This is a genomic window from Streptomyces sp. SID14436 (assembly GCF_010548465.1).
In the GTDB taxonomy this organism is placed as follows: Bacteria; Actinomycetota; Actinomycetes; order Streptomycetales; family Streptomycetaceae; genus Streptomyces.
This window is the reverse complement of sequence record NZ_JAAGMD010000890.1, coordinates 1-24,947: the sequence shown is the minus strand read 5'-3', so window position 1 is coordinate 24,947 and position 24,947 is coordinate 1. Positions and strand designations below refer to the sequence as shown.

Sequence of the window (24,947 nt, the reverse complement as noted above, 5' to 3'; positions counted from 1 at the left end):
CTGATCGCCTGGTCCCGGCGCGAGATGGCCAACTGCAAGGTGCCCCGCTCGGTCGTCTTCGTCCGCGGCCTGCCGCGCAACGCCGGCGGCAAGGTGGTCAAGGCACGCCTGGGGGCGGCCGGCCGGGACTGACCCGGCCGGCCGCCCCCGGCCCGGACACGGCAGCGGACCGCGGCGGCTCCCCTCCGCGCCGCCGCGGCCCGACCCCGTGCGGAGATGGCTACCGGGTCGGCTTGAACGGCTCCGACGTGGCGTGCATGTCCTTGGTCTCCAGCGGCTCGGAGGTGGCGTGCATGTCCTCCGTGCCGGCCTGGCCGTCCGTGAGCTTGTCCCCGGCCGCCGGGCCCGGCTCGGTGCCGCCGGTGGCGTGCATGTCCTGGGGCTTGATGTCCTGCTCGTCGCTCATGTGGTGCTCCCGTCGCGTTGGTGTGTCGGTCGGTGGTCGGCGGGGGCCCGTCCGGACATTCCCCCGAGGACGCCCGGGCGGGCCCACCGGACCGCTGCCCCTTCCCCCCCCCGGGGTGTGCGGCCCCTACCCGGTCGACCCGCCTGCCCCCCGACGCGACGGATCGACTGGAACCCAGCATGCCGCCGGGCGATAAACGAATGATGAACGGCGGCCGAGTTGTCACACGGCCGGTACACGGTGCAGAAGTTCGCGCACCGTCTCCGCCTCCGGCGCCCCGAGTTCCTCGTAGATGCGCAGGGCGTCGCGCCAGCACACCTGGGCCCGGCCGGTCTGGCCGGCGCCCGTCAGCGCGTGCCCGAGCACGGTCAGCACGTTGCCGCGCCGCCACTCCCCGCCGATGCCCCGCAGCACCGTCAGCGCCATCTCTGCGTTGCTCGCCGCCCGGCCGAAGCAGCGGGCCGCGATGTCCACCTCGGCCAGCCGGAACAGGGTCATGCCCTCCCACAGCCGCTGGCGGCTCTCCCGGAACACCTCCAGGGCCTCCCCGAGCCGGTCCGCCGCCGCGTCCAGGTCGCCGCTGCGGGTGAGCGCCATGCCCAGGGCGTACCGCCCGTTGGCGCCGCGCATGGAGTTGCCCATCGCGTCGTAGACGGCGGTGCCCTGCTCGGCCAGGGCGACCGCGCTGCCGATGCGTCCCGTCGCCAGGTGGATCCGGGACAGGTTGCACAGCGCGCTGGCCTCGCCGGGGCGGTCGCCCAGGGTGCGGAAGTGCTCGATGGCGTGCGAGAGGTGCTCCTCGCCGTCCTCGTTGCGCCCCTGGTACAGCGCGATGATGCCGCGCGCGTTGCGCGCCCAGGACGCGGGGAGCAGGTCGCCGGCCTCCCGGGCCAGGCGGATCACGTGCCCGGCGCCCTCGTCGGCCCGGTCGAACCGGCCGCCGTCCACGTGCGCGTGGGCGAGCGTCATCAGGGCCCGCGCCCGCACCCGGGGCCCGCCGAACCGGTGGGCCGCCTCCAGCAGGACCTCGGCCGTCGCCGCGTACTCGCGCGGGTTGGCGCCCGACTCCGAGATGTCGAGCGCGGCCCACAGCAGGTCGACCGCCCGGTCGAGGGTGTCCGGGCGGGCCGCCGACTGACGGGCCAGCGCCAGGAGGCAGTTGGCCTCCGTGTACAGCCAGTCCCGGGCGGTCTCGCGGTCGGGGAACGCCAGTCCTGGATACCCGGCCGGCGCCAGGTGGTCCACCAGCCGGTCACCGGGCCGCTCGATCGCGTACACGCCCGCCGTCGTGGCGAGGGCGAAGTCCAGCAGGCGGGACAGCGCGCCCTCCCGCTCGCTCGGGGGGAGTTCGTCGCGTTCCGCGCAGGCACGCGCGTAGAGCCGCACCAGGTCGTGGAAGCGGTAGCGGCCGGGCGCCGCCGACTCCAGCAGGGAGGTGTCCACCAGGGACTCCAACAGGTCCTCCGTGTCGTCCAGGGGGAGGTCCAGCACCGCGGCCGCCGCCGTCAGCGACAGGTCCGGGCCGTCGGCCAGGCCCAGCAGGCGGAAGGCGCGCGCCTGGGCCGGCTCCAGCTGGCCGTAGCCCAGCTCGAAGGTGGCCTTCACCGCCAGGTCGCCGGCCTGCAGCTCGTCCAGCCGGCGGCGCTCGTCGGCCAGCTTGGCGGCCAGCACCGAGACGGTCCAGGTGCGGCGGGCCGCCAGCCGGGAGGCCGCGATCCGGATGGCCAGCGGGAGGAAGCCGCAGGCCGCCACCACGTCCAGCGCGGCGTCCCGCTCGGAGGCCACCCGCTCCTCGCCGACGATCCGGGTGAACAGGGTCAGCGCCTCGTCCGGCGACATCACGTCCAGGTCGACCAGGTGCGCGCCCGCCAGGTCCACCATCCGCACCCGGGAGGTGATCAGGGCCGCGCAGCCCTCGGTGCCCGGCAGCAGCGGGCGCACCTGCGCGGCGTCGCGCGCGTTGTCCAGCAGCACCAGCACGCGGCGGCCGTCCAGCGCCGAGCGGTACAGCGCCGCCCGGTCCTCCAGCGAGTCCGGGACCGCCGCATCCGGGGTGCCCAGGGCGCGCAGGAACGAGCCGAGGACGGTCTCCGGTTCCGCCGCCCGCGCGCCCGCGCCCTGCAGGTCGACGTAGAGCTGGCCGTCCGGGAAGGCGGACCGGGCCCGGTGGGCGACGTGCACGGCGAGGGTGGTCTTGCCGACGCCGCCGATCCCGGCCAGCGCGGAGACCGCCATCACCCGGCCCTCCGCGGAGGCGAGGGTCTCGCCCAGCTCGCGGACGAAGGACGCCCGCCCGGTGAAGTCCGGCACGGTCGCGGGCAGCTGGGCCGGCCGGACGGGGGCCGGTGCCGGTTCGGGCGCCGGGGAGGACGGCTCCGCGAGGTGCGGGTCCGCGCGCAGGATGCGCTGCTGGAGCTCCTGCAGGCCGGGCCGCGGGTCCACGCCCAGTTCGTCGGCGAGCAGCCGCCGGGTGTCGGCGTACACGGCCAGCGCCTCCGCCTGCCGGCCGCTGCGGTACAGCGCCAGCATCAGCAGCTCCCGCGGCCGCTCCCGCAGGGGGTGCGCGGCGGTCAGCGCGGTCAGCTCCGAGACGGCCTCCGCGTGACAGCCCTGCTCCAGGTCCATGTCCAGCCGGGTCTCCAGGAGTTGCAGCCGCCACTCCTCCAGCCGGGCCCGCTGGGCCTCCGCGTACGGGCCGGGCACGCCGGCCAGCGCCTCGCCGTCCCACAGGGCCAGCGCCCGGTCCAGGCCGGCGCGCGCCGCGCACAGGTCCCCGGCGGCGCGTGCCTTCTCCGCGTCGGCGGCCAGCTCCTGCGCAAGGACCACGTCCAGCGATCCGTCGGCCGGCGCGCGCACCGCGTACCCGCCGGACTCGCTGACCAGAACGCCCGGGTCGAGGACCTTCCGCAGCCGGGAGGCGTAGGTGCGCAGGGCCGCCAGTGCCTGCGAGGGCGGCTCCTCGCCCCACAGCGCGTCAATCAGCTCGGCGGCGGTGGCGGTGCGGCCCTCGCGCAGCAGCAGGGCGGCGAGCAGGGCGCGTTGCTGAGGTGATCCGGTCGCCACGGGTTCGTCGCCGCGCCAGGCGCGCACCGGGCCGAGCACGCAGAAGCGCAGCGCCGCGGGCTCCGCCGGGGAGCCGGGCCGCCGCTGCTCCGGCACTCGCGGCACACCGTCCATGCAGTCCCCCCATTGTCACTGAGCAACCACGCCAGTCTGCCTTGCGCACGGCGGATGCGTCAGCCGTGGGAGACGCCGATCACACGGGGGTGCTCCTGGTTCACAAGGTCTTTACAGCTTTCTGCGTGCCGCGGCGCCGTGATGTCACCGCGCCGCCGCGCCCGGAGCGCCCACCACATCAGCTGACGATCCGTCATCCGTCATGTCAGCGCTACTGCGTCCCCCATGGAGACACGTCAGCCACACGCCCCGCGTGCCCGCGGATCATCTCCGTCGACGATCACACCGTGGAGCCGCCGGACGTCTGGAAGGACCGGCTGCCGAGGAGGTACCACGACACCGGCCCCCGGATCGTGCGTGCCCCGCTGAAGGAGATGTCCTTGCTCGGCGGGCGCTTCAAGCCCGTGATGGGCGCGCCGGGCGACGACGGCCCGCTCGGCGACCGGTGGGTCTACGAGGACCCGCACCGCCCCCACCCGGGTGCCGGCCCACCGGTCGGTGTACGAGCCGCTGGTGGAGCGGCTCGCCGGGTACGCGGCACGGCTGCCGGTGGGCGACCCCCGGGAGCCGGGCACGGTCGTCGGTCCGGTGATCCCGGCGGCGCACCGCGACCGGGTGGAGGCGTACGTCGGCCTCGGCCGCAAGGAGGGCGCGGTGGTCGTCGCGGGCGGCGAACGCCCGCCCTTGAAGCGCGGGTTCCACGTCGCGCCGACCGTGCTCGCCGACTGCACCGACGGCATGCGGGTGGCCCGCGAGGAGATCTTCGGCCCGGTGGTCGTGGTCGTCCCGGTCGACGACGAGGACGAGGCGGTGGCCCTGGCCGACGACAGCGAGTACGGACTGATCGACTACGTCTGGTCCGCCGACGTGCCCCGCGCCTTCCGGGTGGCCCGGCGGCTGCGCACCGGCGGGGTCGGCAGCAACACCGTCGGCCGGAACATGGAGGCGCCCTCCGGCGGGTTCCGCCGCAGCGGCGTCGGCCGGGACGTCGGCTCCTACGCCCTGCACGCCTGCAGCGAGGTGCAGTCGATCGTCCGGCCGGGATGAGCCGTGCCGCCCGCCGCCTGCGCCCGGCCCGGCTCAGCCGTCGAGGTCGACCCGCACGGTGAGCAGCTCCGCGCCGAACGCCCGCACGGCGAGGCCGTTGAGGCGGGGCAGCCGGCGCAGCCGGGCGCGGGGGTCGTCGTCGGGCAGGAGCACGGCGGTGCCGGTGTGCCAGCGGCCCCGCAGCCGCACCCGCACCCGCGGGTCGGCCCGGATGTTGCGCACGTACTGGGACCGCTCACCGAACTCCGACACCAGCCAGAACGCGTCCCCGGTCCGCCGCCCGCCCACCGGGGTGGCGCGGGGCAGGCCGGAGACCCGGCCGGTGGTCTCCAGGACCGTCTGGAACGGCAGCCTGCGCAGCACGGGATTGATCCGGCGCTGGACCGCCCTGGCGATCCGGTACTTGCGTGCGGCTCGGGACGTCATGCCGGACGAGGCTACCCGCGGCCCGCGAACACCGGGCCGGGACCGGTGCGTTCCCGCCACGGGGCGCGCCGGGACACCCGGCACCCGGTCGTATGCCGACCGGTCGGTATGGACAGAGCGGGCGCGCCCCCGGTATTGATGAGTCGTCGTCCGCGTACGAAAGGCCGCCCATGCGCATCGCCGTCACGATCTTCCTCACCGACGAGACGATCAGCCCCGTCCGGCTCGCCCGCGAGCTGGAACAGCGCGGATTCGCCGGTCTCTACCTGCCGGAGCACACCCACATCCCCGTCGAGCGGACCAGCCCCTACCCGGCGGGCGGCGAGCTGCCCCGCGAGTACGGCCGCACCCTCGACCCCTTCGTCGCGCTCGGCCAGGCCGCCGCCGTCACCGAGCGGCTCGGGGTGGGCACCGGCATCACCCTCGCCGCCCAGCACGACCCGATCGACCTGGCCAAGCAGATCGCCACCCTCGACCACCTCTCCGGCGGCCGGTTCACGCTCGGGGTCGGCTTCGGCTGGAACGTCGAGGAGGCCGCCGACCACGGCGTCGACTGGCGCACCCGGCGCGAGCTGGTGCGCGACCGGATGGGCCTGATGCGCTCCCTGTGGTCGGAGGAACCGACCGCCTACGAGGGCGAGTTCGCCAGCGTGCGGGCCAGCTTCGCGCACCCCAAGCCGGTGCAGAAGCCGCGCGGCCCGGTGGTCGGACCGCGCACGCTCATCGGCGGCGGCGCGGGACCGAAGCTGTTCGCCCACATCTGTGAGTACGCCGACGGCTGGCTGCCCATCGGCGGACGCGGCCTGTCCGAGTCGCTGCCCGCCCTGCGGACGGTGTGGGCCGACGCGGGCCGCGACCCGGAGGCCCTCCAGGTGGTGCCCTACGCCGTCCATCCAACCCCGGGCAAGCTGGCGCACTACGCCGAGCTGGGCATCGAGGAGACCGTGGTGCAGCTGCCGCCCGAGGGCGAGACGGAGGTGCTGCGGGCCCTCGACGCCGTCCAGCCGTTCGTCGACGGGACCGCGCGGTGAGGACCGCGCGGGCCCGCTCGCACCGGCCGGAAGCGGCCCCTCTCCGTCCTGATCACCCCGAACGTATGCTCAAGGGATGACGACTTCCGTGACCTCCGGCACCGGCGGCCCGACCGGGAACTCCATGCGGCGCGCCCTCAAACGGGCCCGGGACGGCGTCTCGCTGGACGTCTCCGAGGCGGCCGTGCTGCTCCAGGCCCGCGGCGCGGACCTTCAGGACCTGTGCGCCTCGGCGGCCCGGGTGCGCGACGCCGGGCTGGAGGCGGCCGGACGCCCCGGCGTCATCACCTACTCCAAGAGCGTGTTCCTGCCGCTGACCCGGCTGTGCCGGGACAAGTGCCACTACTGCACGTTCGTCACCGTGCCCGGCAAGCTGCGGCGCGCCGGGCACGGGATGTTCATGTCCCCCGACGAGGTGCTCGACATCGCCCGCAAGGGCGCCGCCCTCGGCTGCAAGGAAGCCCTCATCACCCTCGGCGACAAGCCCGAGGACCGCTGGCCCGAGGCGCGCGAGTGGCTCGACGCCCACGGCTACGACGACACCCTCGCCTACGTCCGCGCCATGTCGGTGCGCATCCTGGAGGAGACCGGCCTCCTGCCGCACCTCAACCCGGGCGTGCTGAGCTGGACCGACCTGCAGCGCCTCAAGCCGGTGGCGCCGTCCATGGGCATGATGCTGGAGACCACCGCGACCCGCCTGTGGTCCGAGCCCGGCGGCCCGCACCACGGCTCCCCGGACAAGGAACCGGCCGTCCGGCTGCGGGTGCTGGAGGACGCCGGACGCTCCTCGGTGCCCTTCACCTCCGGCATCCTCATCGGCATCGGCGAGACCTACGAGGAGCGCGCCGACTCCCTGTTCGCGCTGCGGAAGATCTCCCGCGCCCACCACGGCATCCAGGAACTGATCATCCAGAACTTCCGCGCCAAGCCGGACACCGCGATGCGCGGCATGCCGGACGCGGAACTCGACGCGCTGGTCGCCACGGTCGCCGTGGCCCGGCACGTCCTCGGCCCGTCCGCCTGCCTCCAGGCCCCGCCCAACCTGGTGGACGCCGAGTACGGCCGGCTCATCGCGGCCGGCATCGACGACTGGGGCGGCGTCTCCCCGCTGACCATCGACCACGTCAACCCCGAGCGGCCCTGGCCCCGGATCGACGAACTGGCCGAGACGTCCCGCGCGGCCGGCTTCGAGCTGCGCGAACGCCTCTGCGTCTACCCGGAGTTCGTGCGCCGCGGGGAGCCCTGGCTGGACCCGCGGCTGCGCCCGCACGTGGCCGCGCTCGCCGACCCGGACACCGGCCTGGCCCGCCCGGACGCCCTGCCGAAGGGCCTGCCCTGGCAGGAGCCCGACGAGGCGTTCACCGCCACCGGCCGCACCGACCTGCACCGCACCATCGACACCGAGGGCCGCACCGGCGACCGCCGCGCGGACTTCGACGAGGTGTACGGCGACTGGGACGCCCTGCGCGAGGCGGCCGCCCCCGGGCTCGTGCCGGAGCGCGTCGACACCGACGTGCGGGCCGCGCTGAACACCGCCGCCGACGACCCGACCCGGCTGACCGACGCCGAGGCGCTGGCCCTGCTGCACGCCGACGGCCCGGCCCTGGACGCGCTGTGCCGCATCGCGGACGACGTGCGCAGGGCGGCGGTCGGCGACGACGTCACCTACATCGTCACCCGCAACATCAACTTCACCAACGTCTGCTACACCGGCTGCCGTTTCTGCGCCTTCGCCCAGCGCCGCACCGACGCCGACGCCTACACCCTCTCCCTGGACCAGGTCGCCGACCGCGCCCAGCAGGCGTGGGACGTCGGCGCGGTCGAGGTCTGCATGCAGGGCGGCATCCACCCCGACCTGCCCGGCACCGCCTACTTCGACATCGCGCGGGCGGTGCGCGCACGCGTCCCCGGCATGCACGTGCACGCCTTCTCCCCGATGGAGGTCGTCAACGGCGCGACCCGCACCGGGATGTCGGTCCGCGAGTGGCTGACGGCGGCGAAGGAGGCGGGCCTGGACACCATCCCGGGCACCGCCGCCGAGATCCTCGACGACGAGGTCCGCTGGATCCTGACCAAGGGCAAGCTGCCCGCGGCGACCTGGATCGAGGTCGTCACCACCGCCCACGAACTGGGCATCCGCTCGTCCTCGACGATGATGTACGGCCACGTCGACCAGCCCCGCCACTGGCTCGGCCACCTGCGCACCCTCGCCCGCATCCAGCAGGAGACGGGCGGCTTCACCGAGTTCGTCACCCTGCCCTTCGTGCACACCAACGCGCCCGTCTACCTGGCCGGCATCGCCCGCCCCGGCCCCACGGTCCGCGACAACCGCGCGGTCACCGCGATGGCCCGGCTGCTGCTCCACCCGCACATCCCCAACATCCAGACCAGCTGGGTGAAGCTGGGCGCGGAGGGCGCGGCCCAGATGCTCCGCTCCGGCGCGAACGACCTCGGCGGCACCCTCATGGAGGAGACCATCTCGCGCATGGCGGGCTCCTCCTACGGCTCCTACAAGTCGGTCAAGGACCTCGTCGCCGTGGCCGAGGCGGCCGGCCGCCCGGCGAAGCCGCGCACGACGCTGTACGGGGAGGTCCCCGAGGAGCGCCGGCGCGCGGCGGAGGCGTCCGACGGGCACCTGCCGGAGCTGCTGCCGGTGCTGGACTGAGCCTCCGCGACGAGCGGAGGTGCCACGGGATCCGGGGCCGCGCCGGCGGTCGCGGCCCCCGGGGCCCGGGCGGAACGGCGCACGGGGCGCTCGCAGTAGGATGATCCGACCTCCGGTTCCGGGGGCCGGAACTGCGCCGACCGAGGAGATGCGTACCGTTGCCTGCCCGTCTTCCCTCGTGGGCCTGGGTGACCGGGCTGACCGCGGGTGCGCTGGCCGTCGTGGCCGTCCTCGCGGTGCAGGCGGACCAGGGGCCCAAGCCGAGGCCCGCCGCCGCCACGAGCGAGCCGAACGGCTCCGCGACGGCCGACCCGAAGCCGTCCGCGGGCCCCGCGAAGAAGAACCCCGAGGCCGTGCCGGCCGACTCCGGCACCGGCCGCCGCATCGTCTACTCCCTCGAGCGTGAACGCGTGTGGCTGGTCGACGCCAGCGACGCGCCCCGCCGCACCTTCCCGGTCTGGCCGGGCACGGTCGCCCCGGAGCCCGGCAGCTACACGATCGGCACCCGCACCGAGGCCACCACCGGCAGCGACGGTGTCCAGGTCGAGCACATCATGTACTTCACCGCCCGGTCCGGTGTCTCCATCGCCTTCTCCAACGCCGTCGACGGCTCCTCCCCGCCGCCCGCCGATTCGGGCGCGCGGACGGGAGGCATCCGGGTGGCCAAGGACGACGGCGAGGCCCTGTGGGCCTTCGGCACGGCCGGCACGACCGTCCGGGTCGTCGAGTAACGCCCCTGCGGCACGGCACGCGCCGCGGGCCCGGGGGTGCGATACCGATCCGTGCCGTGAACCCGCCGTCCCCGTTCGATTACAGTGCTGGGCGTCGTACGTGTGCACGGTGTCCGGGGAGGTCTGGGTGGGTGCGACGACCGGCCCCGTGTGGGGGCGCCGTGAGCAGCAGGACTTCCGCAGCCGGGTGCGCGGAACGCTGCTCGGCGTGGCCCTCGGGGACGCGCTGGGCGCGCCCGTGGCCGCCCTGACGACCGACGCGATCCGCGAGGCGCACGGCGCCGCCGGCGTCGTCGACCTCGGCCTCGCCTACGGCCGCCGGGGCGCCGTCACCCACCTCACCCAGCTCACCCTGTTCTCCGTGGACGGGCTGATCCGCGCCCAGGTGCGCCGCGACACCGGCGCCTGGCACCCGCCGACCGACCTGCACCGGGCCTACCTGCGCTGGGCCACCACCCAGCGCGACTGGGGCCCCGACGAGCGCCGCAAGGACGACGGCTGGCTGGCCCGCGAGGAGTGGCTGTACGCCCGCCGCGACCCGGCCCGGCCGCTGCTGCTGGGCCTCGGCGACGGCACCATGGGCACGCCCGAGGCCCCCAAGAACCCCCAGGAGACCGGCCCCGAGGCGGCAGCCCGGTCCGCGCCCTTCGGGCTGCTCGTCGGCTGGGAGCCGCAGCTCGTCGCCCAGCTCGCCGTGGAGTGCGCCGCGCAGACCCACGGCCACCCGGACGCCTGCCTCGCGGCGGGCGCGTACGCCGTGATCGTGCATACGCTGGCCCGCGGCGAGGACCCGGACGCGGCCGTCCAGAGCGCCCTCGCGCTGCTGTCGGCGCTGCCCGGCAACGAGGCCGTCTCGAACGCCCTCCAGCAGGCCCTGGGCGCCGTCCGGCAGGGCATGCCCACCCCCGAGCGCGTCTCCCGGCTCAGCGGGACCGGCACCGCGGAGGGCCTGGTCGCGGCCGCCGTGTACTGCGCGCTGGTCGGCGAGGACGTGCGCCACGGACTGTGCCTCGCCGTCAACCAGGACGGGCCCAGCGCGGTCGCCGGCGCCCTGACCGGCGGACTGCTCGGCGCCCTGCACGGCGAGACGGCCCTGCCCCCGGCCTGGCTCGCCGAGCTGGAGGGCCGCCCCACCATCCTGGAACTCGCCGACGACTTCGCGATGGAGATGACCCAGGGCGCCGCCCTGCACAGCCCCACCGCCTCCTCCGCGGCCTGGCTGGCCCGCTACCCGCGGGCCGTCTGACCGGTCCACCCGGATCCCGTGCGGCGTCCCGGCCGTCCCGAATACCGACGCCCGCCCGGGCCGGGTGCGCCGGTCAGCGCAGTTCCTCCGGGCAGGGCGTGCCCCGCGACCACTTGTACGGCGCGGCCAGCCGGTAGGTGCCCGGCTCCGGAGCCAGCAGCACCGTCCACCGGTCGCCGTTCGCGTCCTCCTCCGTCTCCATCAGGCAGCCGTTGACGTTCTCGTACGTCTTCGGCTCCCCCTCCGGACGGGCCTCGGACTCCTCCGTCTCCCGGGGCGGGTCCAGTGCCGCGCCCTCGGCGTCGACCAGGCTCAGCCACGGCGAGTACGGGATGCGGATCAGGACACGTCCGGCCTTCTCCACCCGCATCGTCATCGCGCCCTGCTCGGCCCGCTCCACCACCGCGTTCGGCTCGGCCAGCGGCGTCGGGGCGACCACCTCGAACAGCTGCCAGTTCGCGTCGCCCCAGACCTGCTTCAGGTAGGGCAGCCCGCGCTGCACCAGCTCCCGCTCCCGCTCCCCGCCGTCCCCGTCCGGCTCGTCCTTGGGCAGCACCACGTAGTGCACCGCCCAGCGCTTGAGCCACTCGTGGTAGTTCGCCGAGTTCAGGGTGTCGTCGTAGAAGAGCGGGTTGCGCTCCATGTCGGCCTGCCGGTTCCAGCCGCGGGCCAGGTTCACGTACGGGGCGAGCGCGGACGCCTCCCGGTGCGAGCGGGCCGGCACGACCTCCACCCGGCCCCGCTCCGCGCCGACCTCCTGCAACTCGTTCACCAGCGGCGCCAGCTCCCGCGCCCAGGACGCCGCCGGGGTGGTGTGCACGACGTCGTCGACCGACTTGAACCCGATCCACACCGTGAACCCGACGAACGCCACCACGATCGCGTACCACTTGCGGCTCCGGGGCACCGCGAACGGCAGCGCCGCCACCAGCACCACGCCCGCGAACAGCATCGCCAGCCGCGTCATGTTGGAGCCGATCTGCGAACTGATCAGCCAGACCAGCACCACACCCAGCCCGTACACCCCGGCCGTGAGCCGCACGGTCCGCCACTCGCGGGGCACGAGGAACACCACCAGGACCGAGTACACCAGCGGCAGGATCACCGAGCCGAACCCCATCGGCTGGGTGCCGGAGAACGGGAACAGCCAGGCCGACAGCGCCACCACCGCGGTCGGCGCCAGCCCCAGCGCCCAGGCCCCCGGCCGGCGCTTCTGCAGGAACAGCGCCACCGCCACCAGCCCCACGAACAGGCCGGCCACCGGCGAGGCCATCGTCGCCAGCGCCGCCAGCGGGGCCGCGCACAGCGCCTTCGCCCACCGCTTGTAGCGCCAGCGGTACGGCCAGCAGAAGACGACGGCGACCGCGCCCAGCGCGAACATCGTGCCCAGCCCGTACGTCACCCGCCCCGAGGCCGCGTTGCACAGCAGCGCGAACACGCCCGCGAGCGCCGCCCACAGGGGGTTGCGCACACTCCGGCTGCGCATCAGGACCAGGGTCAGCAGCCCGGCCGACACGGTCCCCGCGATCATCATCGTGGTCCGCACGCCGAGGAGGGACATCAGATACGGGGACACCACGCTGTACGACACCGGGTGCATGCCGCCGTACCAGGCCAGGTTGTACGCCTGGTCCGGGTGGCGGCCGACGAACTCGGCCCAGGCGTCCTGCGCCGCGAGGTCGCCGCCGCTGTTGGCGAACGTGAAGAACCAGACGACGTGCAGGACCCCGGCGAGCGCGGTGACGGACAGCACCGGATGCCGCAGCATCCCGGCCCGCACGGCGCGGACCGGGCGCGGCAGCCGCTCCTCGCCCCGGCCGGGGCCGGGCGCACCACCGGGCGCGGAGTCCTGCTCGGCATCGTGCTCCGAGTCGTGCTCCGAGTCGTGCTCGGAGGTGTGCTCGGAAACAGGTTCCGAGGCGGGCTCAGGGCGCGGCCGGCCGTCCGGCTCCGGCCCGTCTGCTCCGGGCGCGGGTATTCGCGAACCCGATGCCGGGCCCGGATCGGCGTCGTCGGCGCGTGTCGGCTCCGCAGTGGCCACCTGAAGGCACTCCCCGTGTCCCGTCTTCTGTTCGGCGGCAGCGTCCCGTCCGCCGTGGGTGCCCACGGCCGCGTTCCGGTGACCGGCGACCTGCCCGATTCGTGACGCTAGCACGCACCCCGCCGGCCGTCCCCCGCGATGGAGGACGGCCCACGGGGCGGGGCGTGCCCGCCGCTCGCCGTGATCAGGCGAGACGCGTCAGCTTGTCCGTGAAGCCCGGCTCCACGAGGTCGTCCTGGAGGGCGACCGGCACCTTGACGGCACTGCTCGTGCCGTCGCCCACGGTCAGCGAGCCCACCTCGGTGCCCGCCTTCGCCTCGTGCGGCACCTTGTCCGCGGCGAACGTCAGCTTCACCGACAGGCCCGCCCAGCCGACCGCCTTCACGTCCTCGGTCACCACCACGGGCGTCCGCCCGCCCAGACCGTCGTCCGCGTACCCGACGACCGTGCCCTTCTTCAGGATGGTCGCCGACTCCAGCGCGCCCTGCGCGGCCCTGATCAGGTCGTCACCGGCGGTCAGCGCGGCACTGAGGATGGTGTTGTCCTTGCCCCCGGCGGGCTGGCGGACCACCGCGCCGACGATGGTGCGCATCTCGCCGTCGACGTCCTTCTTCGCCGCGAACAGCAGGTTGCCGAGCGCGGAGGTGGTGGTGCCGGTCTTGATGCCGACCACGTTGTTGTGGCCCACCAGCTGGTTCCAGTTGGAGTGGTTGACGCCCTTGTAGTCGTCGTACGACATCATGGCGGCCACCTCGCGGAAGGCGGGCTGCTTCATCGCCGCCTTGCCCAGCTTCACCTGGTCCACGGCCGTGGAGACGGTCGTGTTGTTCAGGCCCGAGGGGTCGGTGTACGTCGTGTTGGTCATGCCGAGGTCCTCGGCGGCGGCGTTCATCTTCTCCACGAACGCCTTCTCCGACCCCGCGTCCCACCGGGCGAGCAGGCGCGCGACGTTGTTCGCGGACGCGATCAGGATGCTCTCCAGCGCCTCCCGCTGGGAGATCTCGTCCCCGGCGGTGACGTCGACGGTGGACTCCTGACCGGCGTCGGACTGCTTCTCCGCCGGCTCGTCGATCTTGATCATCGGCCCCTGCGCGCCGCTCTTCAGCGGGTGGTCGCGCAGGATCACGTAGGCCGTCATGACCTTGGCGACACTGGCGATCGGCACCGGCTTCTGCTCCCCGGAGGAACCGAACGAGCCGATGCCCTGCACGTCGAGGGCCGCCTGTCCGTCGGCCGGCCACGGGATGTCGACCTTGCCGCCCTCGAAGGTGAAACGGTCCTCGGCGGTGAGGTCGAGCGTGGGTTCGGGAAGCGGACGCATGTTCTGCACGACCGCAAAGATGATCACCAGCAGCAGGACCAGCGGGGTCCAGATCTTGACCCGCCGCACGGCGGTCCGCAGCGGCGTCTCCGGCGGGGGCGGGGTGTTCGTCAGCTCGGCCAGCAGGTCCAGCGGGGGCTTCGGCGGCAGCGGCTGCTGCGTCGTCCGCTCCGGCTCGGCCTGCGGCAGGGCGGACGTGGCGTCGGCGGGCGGCGCGGCCGGCGTGACGGTCCGCAGGGCGGTGGTGGCGTCGGTGACCGGCGGCTTGCGGAGGCCAGGATCGTCGAGCGGCTTGAGCGCGACGAACTTGCTGGTCCGCTCGGCGGGGGACTCGGGGGGCTCGGACGTCCCGGGGGACTCGGGCGACTCGGGGGAGTCGGGGGAGTCGGGGGAGTCGGGGGAGTCGGGGGGCTCGCTCCCGGCCCGGTCGTCCTCGCCGGTTCCGGTGCCCTTGCCGGTCCGGTCGGCCTTGTCGGGCTTGCCGGTCTTTTCGGCCGTGTCGGCTGTGTCGGCTGTGTCGGCCGTGTCGGGCCCGGCGGACGCCTTCGCCGCGTCGCCCAGCTTGAGCATCGTGGTGGGCTGGTCGACGGGCCGCTCGGAGGGCCGGAGCGTGGTGAACACGGCGGTGGGCTGGTCGACGGGGCCCTTGCGGCCGCCGGCCTCGTCCCCGCCCTCGGCCTCTCCGCCGTCGTCGTCCCGGCCGTCCTGTCCGTCCTGTCCGTCCTGTCCGTCCTGGCCGTTCTCGTCGGCGCGGGCCGCGCGGTTGTCGTCCCGGTCCTCGCGGTCCTCCCGGTCCTCGCGGTCGGCGTCGGGCGTGTCGTCGGCGGAGGCCGGGGCCGCGACATCGCTGTCGTCGGGGGCGTCCGTCGCGTCCTCGGGCGCGTCCGAGGCCCCGGAGGGGGTCGTGGCGGCCTCGGGAGCGTCCTCGGCCGACGGGACCACGTCGGCGTCGGTCCCGTCGGCGGCAGCGTCGTCCAGGGGCTTCGTGGGCGCGGTGGGCGCAGGGGGCTCGGAGGCGTCGGCACCGGCGTCGGCGTCGGCACCGTCCTCGGTGTCGGCGGTCCCGGTGCCGGCCTCGTCCCCGGCCGTGTCGTCGTCACGGGCCGGCCGGGCGTCCTGGGCCTCGTCGGCCGTGCGCACCCACGCGGCCACGGCGGCGCGCAGCCGGGCGTCACCCGTCGCAGCAGAATCGTCACGCTCGGCGGAGGCACCGCCGGTGGCGTCGTCGGCCCGGGTGGCGTCGTCGGCCGCGGCGTCACCGTCGGCGTCGGCCTCGTCCGCGCCGCCGTCGGTGTCCGTGCCGGCGGTGGAGTCCCCGGTGTCCCCGGCGTCCCCGGTGCCCTCAGGGCTCCCGGCGTCCCCCGCGCCGCCCGTGCCCGGCTCGTCCGCGTCGGAGGCGTCCGCCCCGGTCTCCTCCGCGTCCTCCGTCGCCGTCTCGCGGACCGACAGCACGCGGGTCGCCGTGTCGACCCCTCCCCGGGCCGGCGTGTCCGACGGTGCCGGGGACTCGGCGGAGCCGGACGGCGACGGCTCCCGCGACACCGCCAGCCGCGGGTCACGCCTGCGGGCGGAGTCCTCCGCCTCGCTCCTGGCCTCGGGAACCGGACCCGCGCTCCCCGGCGTCGGTTCTTCCGACGACGCACGCTGCTTCGACCTGTCGGGGGACTCGCCCGCCACCGATGCCTCCTCCATGTGCCGCACGCCCCGCGTGCGCCAACCGAACCGTGAACCGCCGCCCGCGACAACGCTCCGCGCGCTGTCCGAACCATGTACCAGTGTCCTGTGTGCGGGCCTGGCCCCACGTGGTAGACGGGAACGACATACCTACCGGTTCCCTTACGAACCGGTCACGCGCTCTCGACAGACCAATGTGAGAGGGGTCACCCTGTCAGACATCCACGCGGGGAGGCATGGATGGGCAGGAGCCGCAGAACACTTCCGGAGGAGCTTCTGTTGCTCGCACTGGACCCGACCACGGGTACCACTGCGCAGCCGCAGTCGCTCGACCTCGGTCTGGCCGGAGCACAGCTAGTGGAGCTGGCGCTGGCCGGACGGATAGCCCCAGACGGGGATCGTATCGCCGTGGTCGTACCACGGCCGACTGGAGATCCGACACTGGACAGCGCGTTGGAGCTGCTGCGCAGGCGCGGCGCTCCGGTACGGGCCGTCCACTGGATCGGCGGGCCCCGACTCGGGCTCCGCCAGACGTACCTCTCGCATCTGGAGCGCTGCGGCATGGTGCATGCCGTGGCGGGACAGATGTGCGGGGTACTGCCGACGACTCGCTACCAGGCGACGGACACCGAGATCAGCCGGGAGATCAGGGCCCGGCTGGACTCCGCGATCCGCACCGGCGTACCGCCGGACCCGCGGACCGCGGCGCTCGCCGCACTGGCGCACGCGGTGGGTCTCGGCAAGCACCTGTACCCGGGGAACGAGGGCCGGTCCTCGCGCTCCCGGTTGCGGGACCTGATCCGGCACGACCCGATGGGCGGCCTCGTGGCGCACGCCGTGATGGACGTCCAGAACGGCGTGGCCGCACAGCCGCGCCGCAGCCCGGCATCGGCGGCCGCCCGGCAGCCCGGTGCGGGCGGCCGGGGCACGACGGAGCCCGCCCGAGGGGTTCCCGCACAGCCGCGCCGCGGATCCATGGCGCGCGTAGTGGCCCACTGACGACACGTCCCCCACGCGGGGGGCCACGCACGACGCACCGCACCGCGACCGCGGCACGGCACGCACACGGCACAGGACAGCAGGCCCGGCACGGGACCGCACGACGCGACCCAGGACGGCGCGGCAACGCATCCGCGGCCGTCACAGACCCGGTCACGGGAGCCGCTGTCCGGTCGGGGCGGGGAGAGCGAGGGCTCTCCCCGCCCCACCGGCGTGCCGGAAGCCGGCCGGGCGGCGGTCCCCGGTGCCGTCCGTCCCGGCACACTGACGTGCCCCCGTCGCATATCCACCGTTTCCCAGCGGTGGGAAGCACCTTGGTGGCAGTCTGCTGAGCAGCAGATACGCAAAGTGGCAAGTACGAGCAAGTACGAGGCACGCAGCCGGAGGTGCACGTCCCGTGGCGTCCAATGTCAATCCCACCGTCAGGCGACGCCGGCTGGGCCAGGAGTTGCGCAGGCTCCGTGAGCTCAAGGGCATGACGGCGGAGGAGGTGGCGGAACGGCTGCTGGTGTCGCAGTCGAAGATCAGCCGCCTGGAGAACGGCCGGCGCAGCATCAGCCAGCGCGACGTCCGCGACCTGTGCGGGGTCTACGAGGTGGAGGACCAGCGCATCGTCGAGTCGTTGATGCAGATGGCCAAGGACTCCCGCCAGCAGGGCTGGTGGCACGCCTTCGGCGACATCCCGTACAGCGTCTACATCGGCCTGGAGACCGACGCCGAGTCGCTGCGGGTGTACGAACCGCAGATCATCACCGGCCTGTTGCAGACCCGCGCCTACGCCGAGGCGATCGTCCAGGGCGGGTCGCCGGAGTCCAGCGAGCAGGAGAACGACAAGCGGGTCGAGGTGCGCCTGCGCAGGCAGAGCCGCATCACCGCCGAGACGGACCCGCTGCGGCTGTGGGTGGTGCTCGACGAGGCGTCCCTGCACCGGGTCGTCGGCAGCCGCCAGGTGATGCGGGAACAGCTGGAACACGTCATGGAGTTGAGCCAGCTGCCGCACATCACCGTGCAGGTGCTCCCCTTCGAGGTCGGCGCGCACGCCGGGATCAACGGCCAGTACTCGATCCTGGAGTTCGCCGACGCGGCCGACTCCAGCGTGGTGTACATCGAGGGTGTCACCAGCGACCTGTACCTGGAGAAGCCGCACGACGTGCAGAAGTACACCGTGATGTACGAGCACCTGCGGGCCCAGTCGCTGAACGTCGAACAGTCCCGTCAGCTGGTGGAACGCCTCGCGAAGGACTACGCGCGCTGACGCCCTGACGGGTCCCGGACGGGAGCGGGGCGGCATTTTACATGCCTGACATGCCTCCCCGTATGTCTCACCTGGAATATGCCATCCAGTCGAGTGAACGGCTGCTCCGAAAGAGGATGTTGGCGAGTAGCGTCGATCACGCCAGCCGACAGCACAGGTTGGCGCAATCCGTTCTGCGGGTCCATGCCGGAATGCGCAGCCCGGTGACAGCAACTCAGCAACTGGCTACGGAGCGATCATGGCAATTCGTCTGGGCGCCACGGAAGCGTGGAAGACGTCCTCCTACACCAACAACAACGGCGCCTGCGTGATGGTCAGGTCCACCACCGAGGAGGCTCTGGAACTAGGGGACACCAAGATTCCCGAAGGGCCGAAGCTGGCCTTCCCGGCGGACGCGTGGAGCGCCTTCGTCTCCACGGTGAAGCACTGACCGGCGACCGTACCAGCGCCACTGGCGCCGCCGGTGCGCAGAGCCCTCTCGTCGAGTCCGCCGTCCTTGCCGAGAGGGCTCGGCCCGTGACCGGGCCGAGCCCCGCCGCTCAGCGGCCGGTCACCGGGAACGCGACATCGCACACCGGATCCCCGGGCGCGGCCGTGTCCCACGGGGCGAAGTACACCTCCCGGCACGGCCCCGCCTGACTCAGCCCCTCGGCCGCCATCCACTGCTCCACCGCCTCGAACGCGGCCATGATCTGCGGATGCGCCACCTGCGCCTTCGTGATCCGGGTACGCGCCAGCCGCCGGGCCGGCTCCACCCGCACCGCCACCCCGCGGGGCGCGCCCCGGCGCGCGGCCCACTCCCGGGCTGCCGCCTCGTCGGCGACCGGCACGCACGCCTCGGCGGGACCGTCACTCTCCATCGACACGTCGGCGTGATAGGCGACGAACGGGGCGCCGGTCACGCCCCCGCAGTCGCGGGCCGCCTCCTCCAGACGTCCCAGCGAGGCACCGATCCACGCCGGCAGCTCGTCCGCCAGCATGTGCCGCGTCTCGGTGATCAGTACCTGTTCCGGCACGTCCACCGTCTCGACCGTGAACTTCCCGTACATCTCGGAGCTCCTCCCCGACAGGCGTCCACGGAGGTACTCCGCGAGTGTCCGCTGCCCCGCCAGCCGCGTCTCCACGTCCGCCCAGTAGGCGGCGAGACGCGCGGCCGCCCGCGCACCGTCCGGCTCGTCGACGACCTCGGCGATCCGCGCCAGCGGCATGTCCAGCCGGCGCAGCAGCGCCACCAGCCGGGCCCGCTCCACCTGCCCGGGCCGGTAGTACCGGTACCCGGTGGTGTCGTCGACCCGCGCCGGGGCCAGCAGCCCCAGCCGGTCGTACAGGCGCAGCGCCTTGGCGGACAGCCGCGCCTGTGCCGCGAACGCGCCGATGCTCAGCAGTTCCTCGTCCACCCCGGCATCCTCCGTCACCGGACGGTCCCTCCGCCCGGCACCGCACACGCTCGGCCCTGCCCCAGGGGCAAGGTCAACGGCAGCCGGGCGGGGCAGCGACCCCGCCCCGCGGGACAGCCGTCCCGGGCACGGGGAACCGTCCCGAGCCGGGGGGGCCGTCCCGGGCACGGTGCAGGTCAGGCGAGGGCGCTCTCCACCGCCGCCACGACCTCCGCCGACTCCGGCTCGGTCTGCGGCGAGAACCGGGCGACGACCTTGCCGTCCCGGCCGATCAGGAACTTCTCGAAGTTCCAGCGGATGTCCCCGCTGTGCCCCTCGGCGTCGGCGAAACCGGCCAGCCGCTCGTACAGCGCGTGCCGCCCCTCGCCGTTGACCTCGACCTTCTCGGTCATCGGGAAGGTCACGCCGTAGGTGGCCGAGCAGAACTCCGCGATCTCCTCGGCGGTGCCGGGCTCCTGCCCGAGGAACTGGTTGCAGGGCACCCCGAGCACGGTGAAGCCCCGCTCCGCGAACCGCTCGTGCAGTCGCTCCAGACCGGCGTACTGCGGGGTCAGCCCGCACTTGGAGGCCACGTTCACCACCAGCACGGCCTTCCCGGCGTACTGGGCCAGCGCGGCGGAGCCGCCGTTCAGCGCGTCGATCTCCACGTCGAGGGGCGAGGTACCGGTGTTCTCTTCAGTCGTCATGCCCGGATGCTAGCTCCGGCCACCGGAGGACCGAGCCGCAGCACCGCCCGCCCCGGGCGCCCGGGCCCCTCTACCACGGCCCGCGCCCGGACCGCTGCCCCCGCGCGTACACATGGCGCGGACGGCGGCCGAGCGGGCACGATGGCGGACGGTGTTCACCGACCCGCCGGGGGGACCGTGCCGATGCCGCCGTACCGCTACGCCGAGTGGCCCGCGGGCAGCCTGCTGGGCAGGCTGGCGCCCCCTGCCCGGGAGGAGATGCTCGGACTGGGCGTGGAGGTCGGCTTCGAGGCCGGACAGGTCCTGCTGAGCGAGGGCGCCCGCGACCGGCACGTGCTGCTGTTGCTGTCCGGCTTCGCCAAGGTGACCGCGCGCGTGGAGAACGGGGAGACGTCCCTGCTCGCCGTCCGGGTCGGCGGGGACACCGTCGGCGAGATGGCGGCCATGGACGGCGCTCCCCGCTCGGCCACCGTGACCGCCTGCGGCACCATCACCGCGGTCGTCCTGCAGCCGGCGGCGCTGCGCGCCCTGCTGATGCGGCGCCCCGAGATCGGCATCGCCCTCACCGGCATCGTGGCCGACCGGCTGCGCTGGGCCAACCGGCGCCGCCTCGACTTCCGCGGCTACCCGGTCAAGGTGCGCCTGGCCCGCCTCCTGGTCGAGCTGGCGACCACCTACGGCCACCCGGTCGACGGCGGCGCGGTCCTGGGCTGCCGCCTCACCCAGCCCGAACTGGCCGCCCTCACCGGTGCCGCCGAGACCACCGTCCACAAGGGCCTGCGGGAACTGCGCGACGAGGGCCTGCTGGAGACGGGCTACGGATCCACGGTCATCCGCGACCTGCCCCGCCTCCGGCGCATCGCCGACCTGGCGGCCGGGGAGTAGCCCCGGGCGGCGGGCGGCTGCAGGGGGCGAGCGCGCCGGCGCGCGACGCCGCTCTCGGTGTCGGCCCACGTGGGCCGCCCCCCGGCCGGACGGCGAGCCGCTTCCGGTCAGCCCAGCAGCGGGCGCAGGACCACCAGCAGCCCGGCACTGACCCCCATCACCGCCGTGCACACCACGGCCCCCGTCAGACAGCGGTACTTGCGCACCGCCACCCGGGCCAGGAAGCGGATCGTCTGCGACAACTCCCGCCGCTCCCGCGCCGCTTCGGCCTCCTCGTCGCCGGACCCACCGGCGGCGGGCGGCAGGATGTCGGGGCCCGTGGCGAGGTGGACGAAGCTGTAGCGGTTGCTGCGCCCCGGCTCCAGCACCCGCGGGCGCAGCGCGGCGGCCAGGAACCCGGCCCCGCCGAACAGCCCGCCCAGGAACAGCCCGATGAGCACCCCCGCCAGCACCCCCGGGGCGCCACCGTCCCCGACGGCGTGCAGCGCGGGTCTGCTCCACCAGCCGGCCGTGCCGACCAGCGCGGCCTGCGCGGCGGCCAGGATGCCCGCCTTGCTGTCGGCGTGCTGATGGGTGTTCTGCAGCGCGGTGAACATGAACTGCGCCGGACGGCTGTCCCGTTCGGCTCCGGTGGACGGCATGCGGCCCCCTCATCCCTCGGCGTGCTGCCCGCTGTGGCCTCTCCCTCCATTGACGGGCACCGCCGGGCAGCAGATCCGGCATTTCTGCGGGATTCGGGCTGTCCTGTTCCGGTTCGCGCGCGCGGCCGGCCCCGCTCTTCACTCCCGTGGCCCGCTGTACGGTGCGGACCCTCCCGCATCCCGTAATTCGACGGGGTTGCCCCTGTACGAGACGTGTACGACTGGCGTACCGGCGTCCGCGCGTGGGGGGAGCGGACGCCGGTGCACCACGGAGTCGCCGGGCCGCGGGGCCCGCCCGACTCCACCGAGAGAACGGGGAGTTCCATCATGATGACGTTCCGTCGCAGACTGCTCCTGGCCGTCGACGCCAAGGGCTACGGCCGCGCAGACGTCGTGACGCAGCGGCAGTTGCAGGGGGCCATCCAGCGCATCCTGACCGACGCGGCCGAGGCGTCCGGCCTGGAGCGCGAGCGGTGGGAGACGCAGGTCGGCGGCGACTCGGTGCTCGCCGTGCTGCCGGAGGGGGCTTCCGAGCCGCACCTCGTCGACACGTTCATGCGCCATCTGGACGCCGGGCTGCGTGAGTTCAACCACGGCCGGCTGCCAGGGTCCCGGCTGCGGCTCCGGGTGGCCGTGCACTTCGGTACGGCGTCCCCGGCCGCCAACGGTTTCGAGGGCCGGGCCCCCGTGGAGATCGGCCGCATGCTCGACAGCGCGGCCCTGCGCTCGGCCCTGGACGCGGCGCCCGACGCCGCCATGGCGCTCGCGGTGTCCTCCACGGTCTTCAACGACGTCGTCCGCGAGGCGTACACCACGGTCCGGGCGCAGGAGTTCCGCGAGGTGCGCGTCGCGGAGAAGGAGTTCGCCGGCCGGGTGTGGATCCGCGTCCCGGGTTACGACGTCCGCACCCTCGATCTGACGCCGCCGGCCCGGCGGGAGGGCGGCCGGGAGGACCGGCAGGAGGCCCCGTCGGAGCCCGTGCGGGAGACCGGGCGGGAGGCACCCAGGGGTGGTGAAACTTCCGACGCGCGCCCCCCGAGTGCGCCAACTGCACCTGGAGACACGGTGGTTCAGGTCATTTCCGGAACCGTCCACGCGCAGGGGGCCGTCTTCGGGATCTCCAAATGATCCGAAGTGATGGCTGACCATGGACGAGGAACGCAGCGAGTCGCGCGCCGGAGGAGCCGCCGGGGGCGCGAGGGACGCGGGGCGCACGGACGACGCCGAGAACACCGCGACGACCGGCGGCACGGACACCACCACCGGACGGACCGGCAAGCCGGACACCGCAGAGCAGGCCATGCAGGCCGGGCAAGCCCAGCACGCCGGCCCCACCGAGCAGGCCGGCCCGGCACGACAGCCCGAGCACGCCAAGCAGGCCGAACACCCCAAGAAGCACGAGCACGTCAAGAAGCCCGAGCACGTCAAGAAGCACGAACCCGCCAAGAAGCCCGAGCAGTCCTGGAAGCCCGGGAGCCCCCGCCCCTCGGGCGGCCCCCGCGACTCCGGGCCCTCCGATGAGACCGCAGGCGCCCGGGCCGCAGGCGCCCGGGCCGGAGGGGACGGGACAGGCGGCACCGACGGGGGCGGGGCCACCGGACAGGACGACCCCGAGGGCAAGCCGGCCGGGGAGCGGGAGCGGGCTCCCGGGGAGCAGCCGGAGAAGCCGGAGCACCCGGAGAAGCCCTCCGGGTCCGGGCCGGGGTCCGGCCGCGCGGCGTCGTCCTCCGCGGTGCCCCACAACAGCGTCAACCAGTACTTCTTCGGGGCCCTGGACGCCCCCGGCGCCCACTTCGGTATCGCCGGCGGCACCGGCGCCACCGCCAACGCCCGCCGCCGCGCGGTGGGCCGCCTGGACGCCGGTGAGGCGGACGCGCTGCTCGGGCCGTACGTCCGCCCCGACTGCTTCGAGGACGCCGTACGGGCCCTGGAGCGGGACGGTGTGGTCGTGGTGGTGGGCCCGCCCGGGATCGGCAAGCGGTCCGCGGCGGTCGCCCTCGCGGCGGCCGTCGCCGAGGGCACCGAGTACGTGGTGCTCTCGCCCGGCCGGAGCCTGGAGGACCTCGCCGACGGACGGGTCACCTTCGAGAAGGGTGTGGGCTACCTCCTCATCGACCGCATGCGCGAGGCCGCGACGGGAACCGCGGACTTCGACTGGCGCCGGGTGCGGGACGCCGTGCGGGAGGCCGGGGCCCACCTGGTGATCACCACCGTGCACCCCGTGGAGGGCGAGGCCCCCGGCTCCGTCCGCCATGTGCCGTGGCAGCCGCCGGACCTCACGGCCGTGCTGCGGCTCCGGCTGGTGCGGGCGGAGTGCACCGACGGGACCGTCGAGCAGGCGGTCGAGGAGATGCCCCCGGGGTGCGCCGTCGCGGAAGTGGCCGAGGCCGCCGGCCGGATCGCCCAGGGAGCCGTCCCCGCCGAGGTGTGGCGGGAGTACGGCAGCGGCGCGGCGGAGCCCGTGCGGAACTGGTTCGCGGGCGGACGCGACCCGCAGGAGTGGACGGAGGTGACCACCCTCGCGTTCGTCACCGGGGCCGGCTACCGCGACTTCGAGACGTGTCAGGAACGCCTCGAACAGTGGGTGGCGTCCACGTTCCCCGTCCTGGCGAGCGACGAGGAGAAGGCGCAGGCGCACCGCCGCAGCGCCGACCGCCGGCTGATGCTCGCCCAGAACAGTCTGGTCGCGGTGGAGGAGCACAAGGAGGGCGCCCGCACCCGCAGCGCGCTGGTGTTCGCCGCCCCCCACTACCGGCAGTGGGTGCTGGAGGAGCTGTGGGCGAAGCGCTCGACCGCGTACTGGGACGGGGTGCGCGACTGGCTCACCGAACTCGTCGACGGCCGGCCGGGCCTCGGTGTGCAGCTCTCCGTCGCCTCGGCGCTGGCCCTGCTCACCCGGCCCGCCTTCGACGAGGTCGCCGACAACTACCTGTACCCGTGGGCGAGCGGTGTCGCCGGACCCGGCGGACAGTCCACGGCCACCCTGGTGCTGCAGTGCATGTGCCTCGACGAGGGTCTCGCCGCCACCGCCCTCGGCGTCGGCCGGGAGTGGGCCCGCGCGGCCGACCCCGCCCTGCGGTCCACCGCCGCGGCCGCCTTCAGCGGAGCGCTCGGGGTGCGCTTCCCGACGGACGCGGTGAACGTCCTGCTGCGGCTGACCCACCGGTCCGACGACGCGATGCTCGCCCTCGCCGGGCTGGTCGCCGTGCTGCTGGAGTGCGGCGAGGACACCGGCGCGGTGCTGCGGCCCCTGGCGTACCGGCTCCAGGACCACCGCCCGGCGCGGCGCCCCGACGCCCGCGGGGGCACCGGGCCGGAC

18 protein-coding genes and 2 pseudogenes are annotated in these 24,947 nt (G+C 74.4%); 12 read left to right on the top strand and 8 right to left on the bottom strand.

The genetic code is table 11. The annotated features are described in order from the left end of the window. Positions 1 to 220: 220 nt before the first annotated feature. Together G3I53_RS32605 and G3I53_RS32600 are read right to left on the bottom strand one after the other, a co-directional pair. Positions 221 to 406 (bottom strand): hypothetical protein, encoded by a 186-nt coding sequence (locus G3I53_RS32605; RefSeq protein WP_164334543.1) that lies wholly within the window; start codon positions 404 to 406, stop codon positions 221 to 223. A gap of 222 nt (positions 407 to 628) precedes the next feature. Continuing rightward, positions 629 to 3,583, bottom strand: a complete 2,955-nt coding sequence (locus G3I53_RS32600) for a BTAD domain-containing putative transcriptional regulator (protein WP_164439045.1) — start codon at positions 3,581 to 3,583, stop codon at positions 629 to 631. Between the two features lie 263 nt (positions 3,584 to 3,846). Here G3I53_RS32600 and G3I53_RS34305 point away from each other — a divergent pair. Then, positions 3,847 to 4,056: pseudogene (locus G3I53_RS34305) on the top strand (amidohydrolase); the annotation flags it as partial. After that, a pseudogene (locus G3I53_RS32590) lies at positions 4,049 to 4,630 on the top strand (aldehyde dehydrogenase family protein); the annotation flags it as partial. The pseudogenes G3I53_RS34305 and G3I53_RS32590, both read left to right, overlap by 8 nt. Before the next feature lie 33 nt (positions 4,631 to 4,663). On the opposite strand, the gene G3I53_RS32585 reads toward G3I53_RS32590, so the two are convergent. Continuing rightward, positions 4,664 to 5,056, bottom strand: a complete 393-nt coding sequence (locus G3I53_RS32585; protein WP_164350826.1) for a nitroreductase/quinone reductase family protein — start codon at positions 5,054 to 5,056, stop codon at positions 4,664 to 4,666. Between the two features lie 170 nt (positions 5,057 to 5,226). Between G3I53_RS32585 and G3I53_RS32580 the strand changes: the two genes are divergently transcribed. From G3I53_RS32580 to G3I53_RS32565, 4 genes are all read left to right on the top strand, one after another. After that, entirely contained in the window at positions 5,227 to 6,087 is an 861-nt protein-coding gene (locus G3I53_RS32580; RefSeq protein ID WP_164333232.1) for an LLM class F420-dependent oxidoreductase, read from the top strand. Positions 6,088 to 6,163: 76 nt separating this feature from the next. Next, positions 6,164 to 8,752 (top strand): bifunctional FO biosynthesis protein CofGH, encoded by a 2,589-nt coding sequence (locus G3I53_RS32575; RefSeq protein WP_164439044.1) that lies wholly within the window; start codon positions 6,164 to 6,166, stop codon positions 8,750 to 8,752. 158 nt (positions 8,753 to 8,910) lie between these two features. After that, on the top strand, positions 8,911 to 9,483 hold the full coding sequence (locus G3I53_RS32570; RefSeq protein ID WP_164337582.1) for a L,D-transpeptidase: 573 nt from the start codon (positions 8,911 to 8,913) through the stop codon (positions 9,481 to 9,483). Positions 9,484 to 9,610: 127 nt separating this feature from the next. Continuing rightward, positions 9,611 to 10,729, top strand: a complete 1,119-nt coding sequence (locus G3I53_RS32565; protein WP_164439043.1) for an ADP-ribosylglycohydrolase family protein — start codon at positions 9,611 to 9,613, stop codon at positions 10,727 to 10,729. Between the two features lie 73 nt (positions 10,730 to 10,802). Here the strand turns inward: G3I53_RS32565 and G3I53_RS32560 are convergent, their stop codons facing one another. Continuing rightward, positions 10,803 to 12,770, bottom strand: coding sequence for an MFS transporter (locus G3I53_RS32560; RefSeq protein WP_164332542.1), 1,968 nt, complete (start codon positions 12,768 to 12,770; stop codon positions 10,803 to 10,805). A 184-nt stretch (positions 12,771 to 12,954) separates the two neighbouring features. Beyond that, complete coding sequence (locus G3I53_RS32555) at positions 12,955 to 15,783, bottom strand: D-alanyl-D-alanine carboxypeptidase (protein WP_164439042.1); 2,829 nt, start codon at positions 15,781 to 15,783, stop codon at positions 12,955 to 12,957. A gap of 222 nt (positions 15,784 to 16,005) precedes the next feature. Between G3I53_RS32555 and G3I53_RS32550 the strand changes: the two genes are divergently transcribed. From G3I53_RS32550 to G3I53_RS32540, 3 genes are all read left to right on the top strand, one after another. Further along, positions 16,006 to 16,764, top strand: a complete 759-nt coding sequence (locus G3I53_RS32550; RefSeq protein WP_164350839.1) for a GPP34 family phosphoprotein — start codon at positions 16,006 to 16,008, stop codon at positions 16,762 to 16,764. Between the two features lie 397 nt (positions 16,765 to 17,161). Then, positions 17,162 to 18,019, top strand: a complete 858-nt coding sequence (locus G3I53_RS32545; protein WP_164337983.1) for a helix-turn-helix transcriptional regulator — start codon at positions 17,162 to 17,164, stop codon at positions 18,017 to 18,019. A 238-nt stretch (positions 18,020 to 18,257) separates the two neighbouring features. After that, positions 18,258 to 18,449 (top strand): DUF397 domain-containing protein, encoded by a 192-nt coding sequence (locus tag G3I53_RS32540; protein ID WP_164337984.1) that lies wholly within the window; start codon positions 18,258 to 18,260, stop codon positions 18,447 to 18,449. A gap of 109 nt (positions 18,450 to 18,558) precedes the next feature. Here G3I53_RS32540 and G3I53_RS32535 read toward each other — a convergent pair whose 3' ends face one another. Next, the gene (locus tag G3I53_RS32535; RefSeq protein WP_164337985.1) at positions 18,559 to 19,434 is read right to left on the bottom strand and encodes a MerR family transcriptional regulator; all 876 of its coding nucleotides are present in this window, start codon (positions 19,432 to 19,434) and stop codon (positions 18,559 to 18,561) included. 158 nt (positions 19,435 to 19,592) lie between these two features. After that, positions 19,593 to 20,102, bottom strand: coding sequence for a glutathione peroxidase (locus tag G3I53_RS32530; protein WP_164337986.1), 510 nt, complete (start codon positions 20,100 to 20,102; stop codon positions 19,593 to 19,595). A gap of 183 nt (positions 20,103 to 20,285) precedes the next feature. Between G3I53_RS32530 and G3I53_RS32525 the strand changes: the two genes are divergently transcribed. Next, positions 20,286 to 20,987, top strand: coding sequence for a Crp/Fnr family transcriptional regulator (locus G3I53_RS32525; protein WP_164337987.1), 702 nt, complete (start codon positions 20,286 to 20,288; stop codon positions 20,985 to 20,987). 107 nt (positions 20,988 to 21,094) lie between these two features. Here the strand turns inward: G3I53_RS32525 and G3I53_RS32520 are convergent, their stop codons facing one another. Continuing rightward, a complete protein-coding gene (locus tag G3I53_RS32520) occupies positions 21,095 to 21,628 on the bottom strand; it encodes a Pycsar system effector family protein (RefSeq protein ID WP_164335537.1) in 534 nt (177 codons plus the stop codon). Between the two features lie 327 nt (positions 21,629 to 21,955). Between G3I53_RS32520 and G3I53_RS32515 the strand changes: the two genes are divergently transcribed. Together G3I53_RS32515 and G3I53_RS32510 are read left to right on the top strand one after the other, a co-directional pair. Then, positions 21,956 to 22,756, top strand: coding sequence for a hypothetical protein (locus G3I53_RS32515; RefSeq protein ID WP_164335539.1), 801 nt, complete (start codon positions 21,956 to 21,958; stop codon positions 22,754 to 22,756). A 19-nt stretch (positions 22,757 to 22,775) separates the two neighbouring features. Continuing rightward, on the top strand, positions 22,776 to 24,947 hold a 2,172-nt coding region (locus G3I53_RS32510), incomplete at its 3' end, for a hypothetical protein (RefSeq protein WP_164439041.1).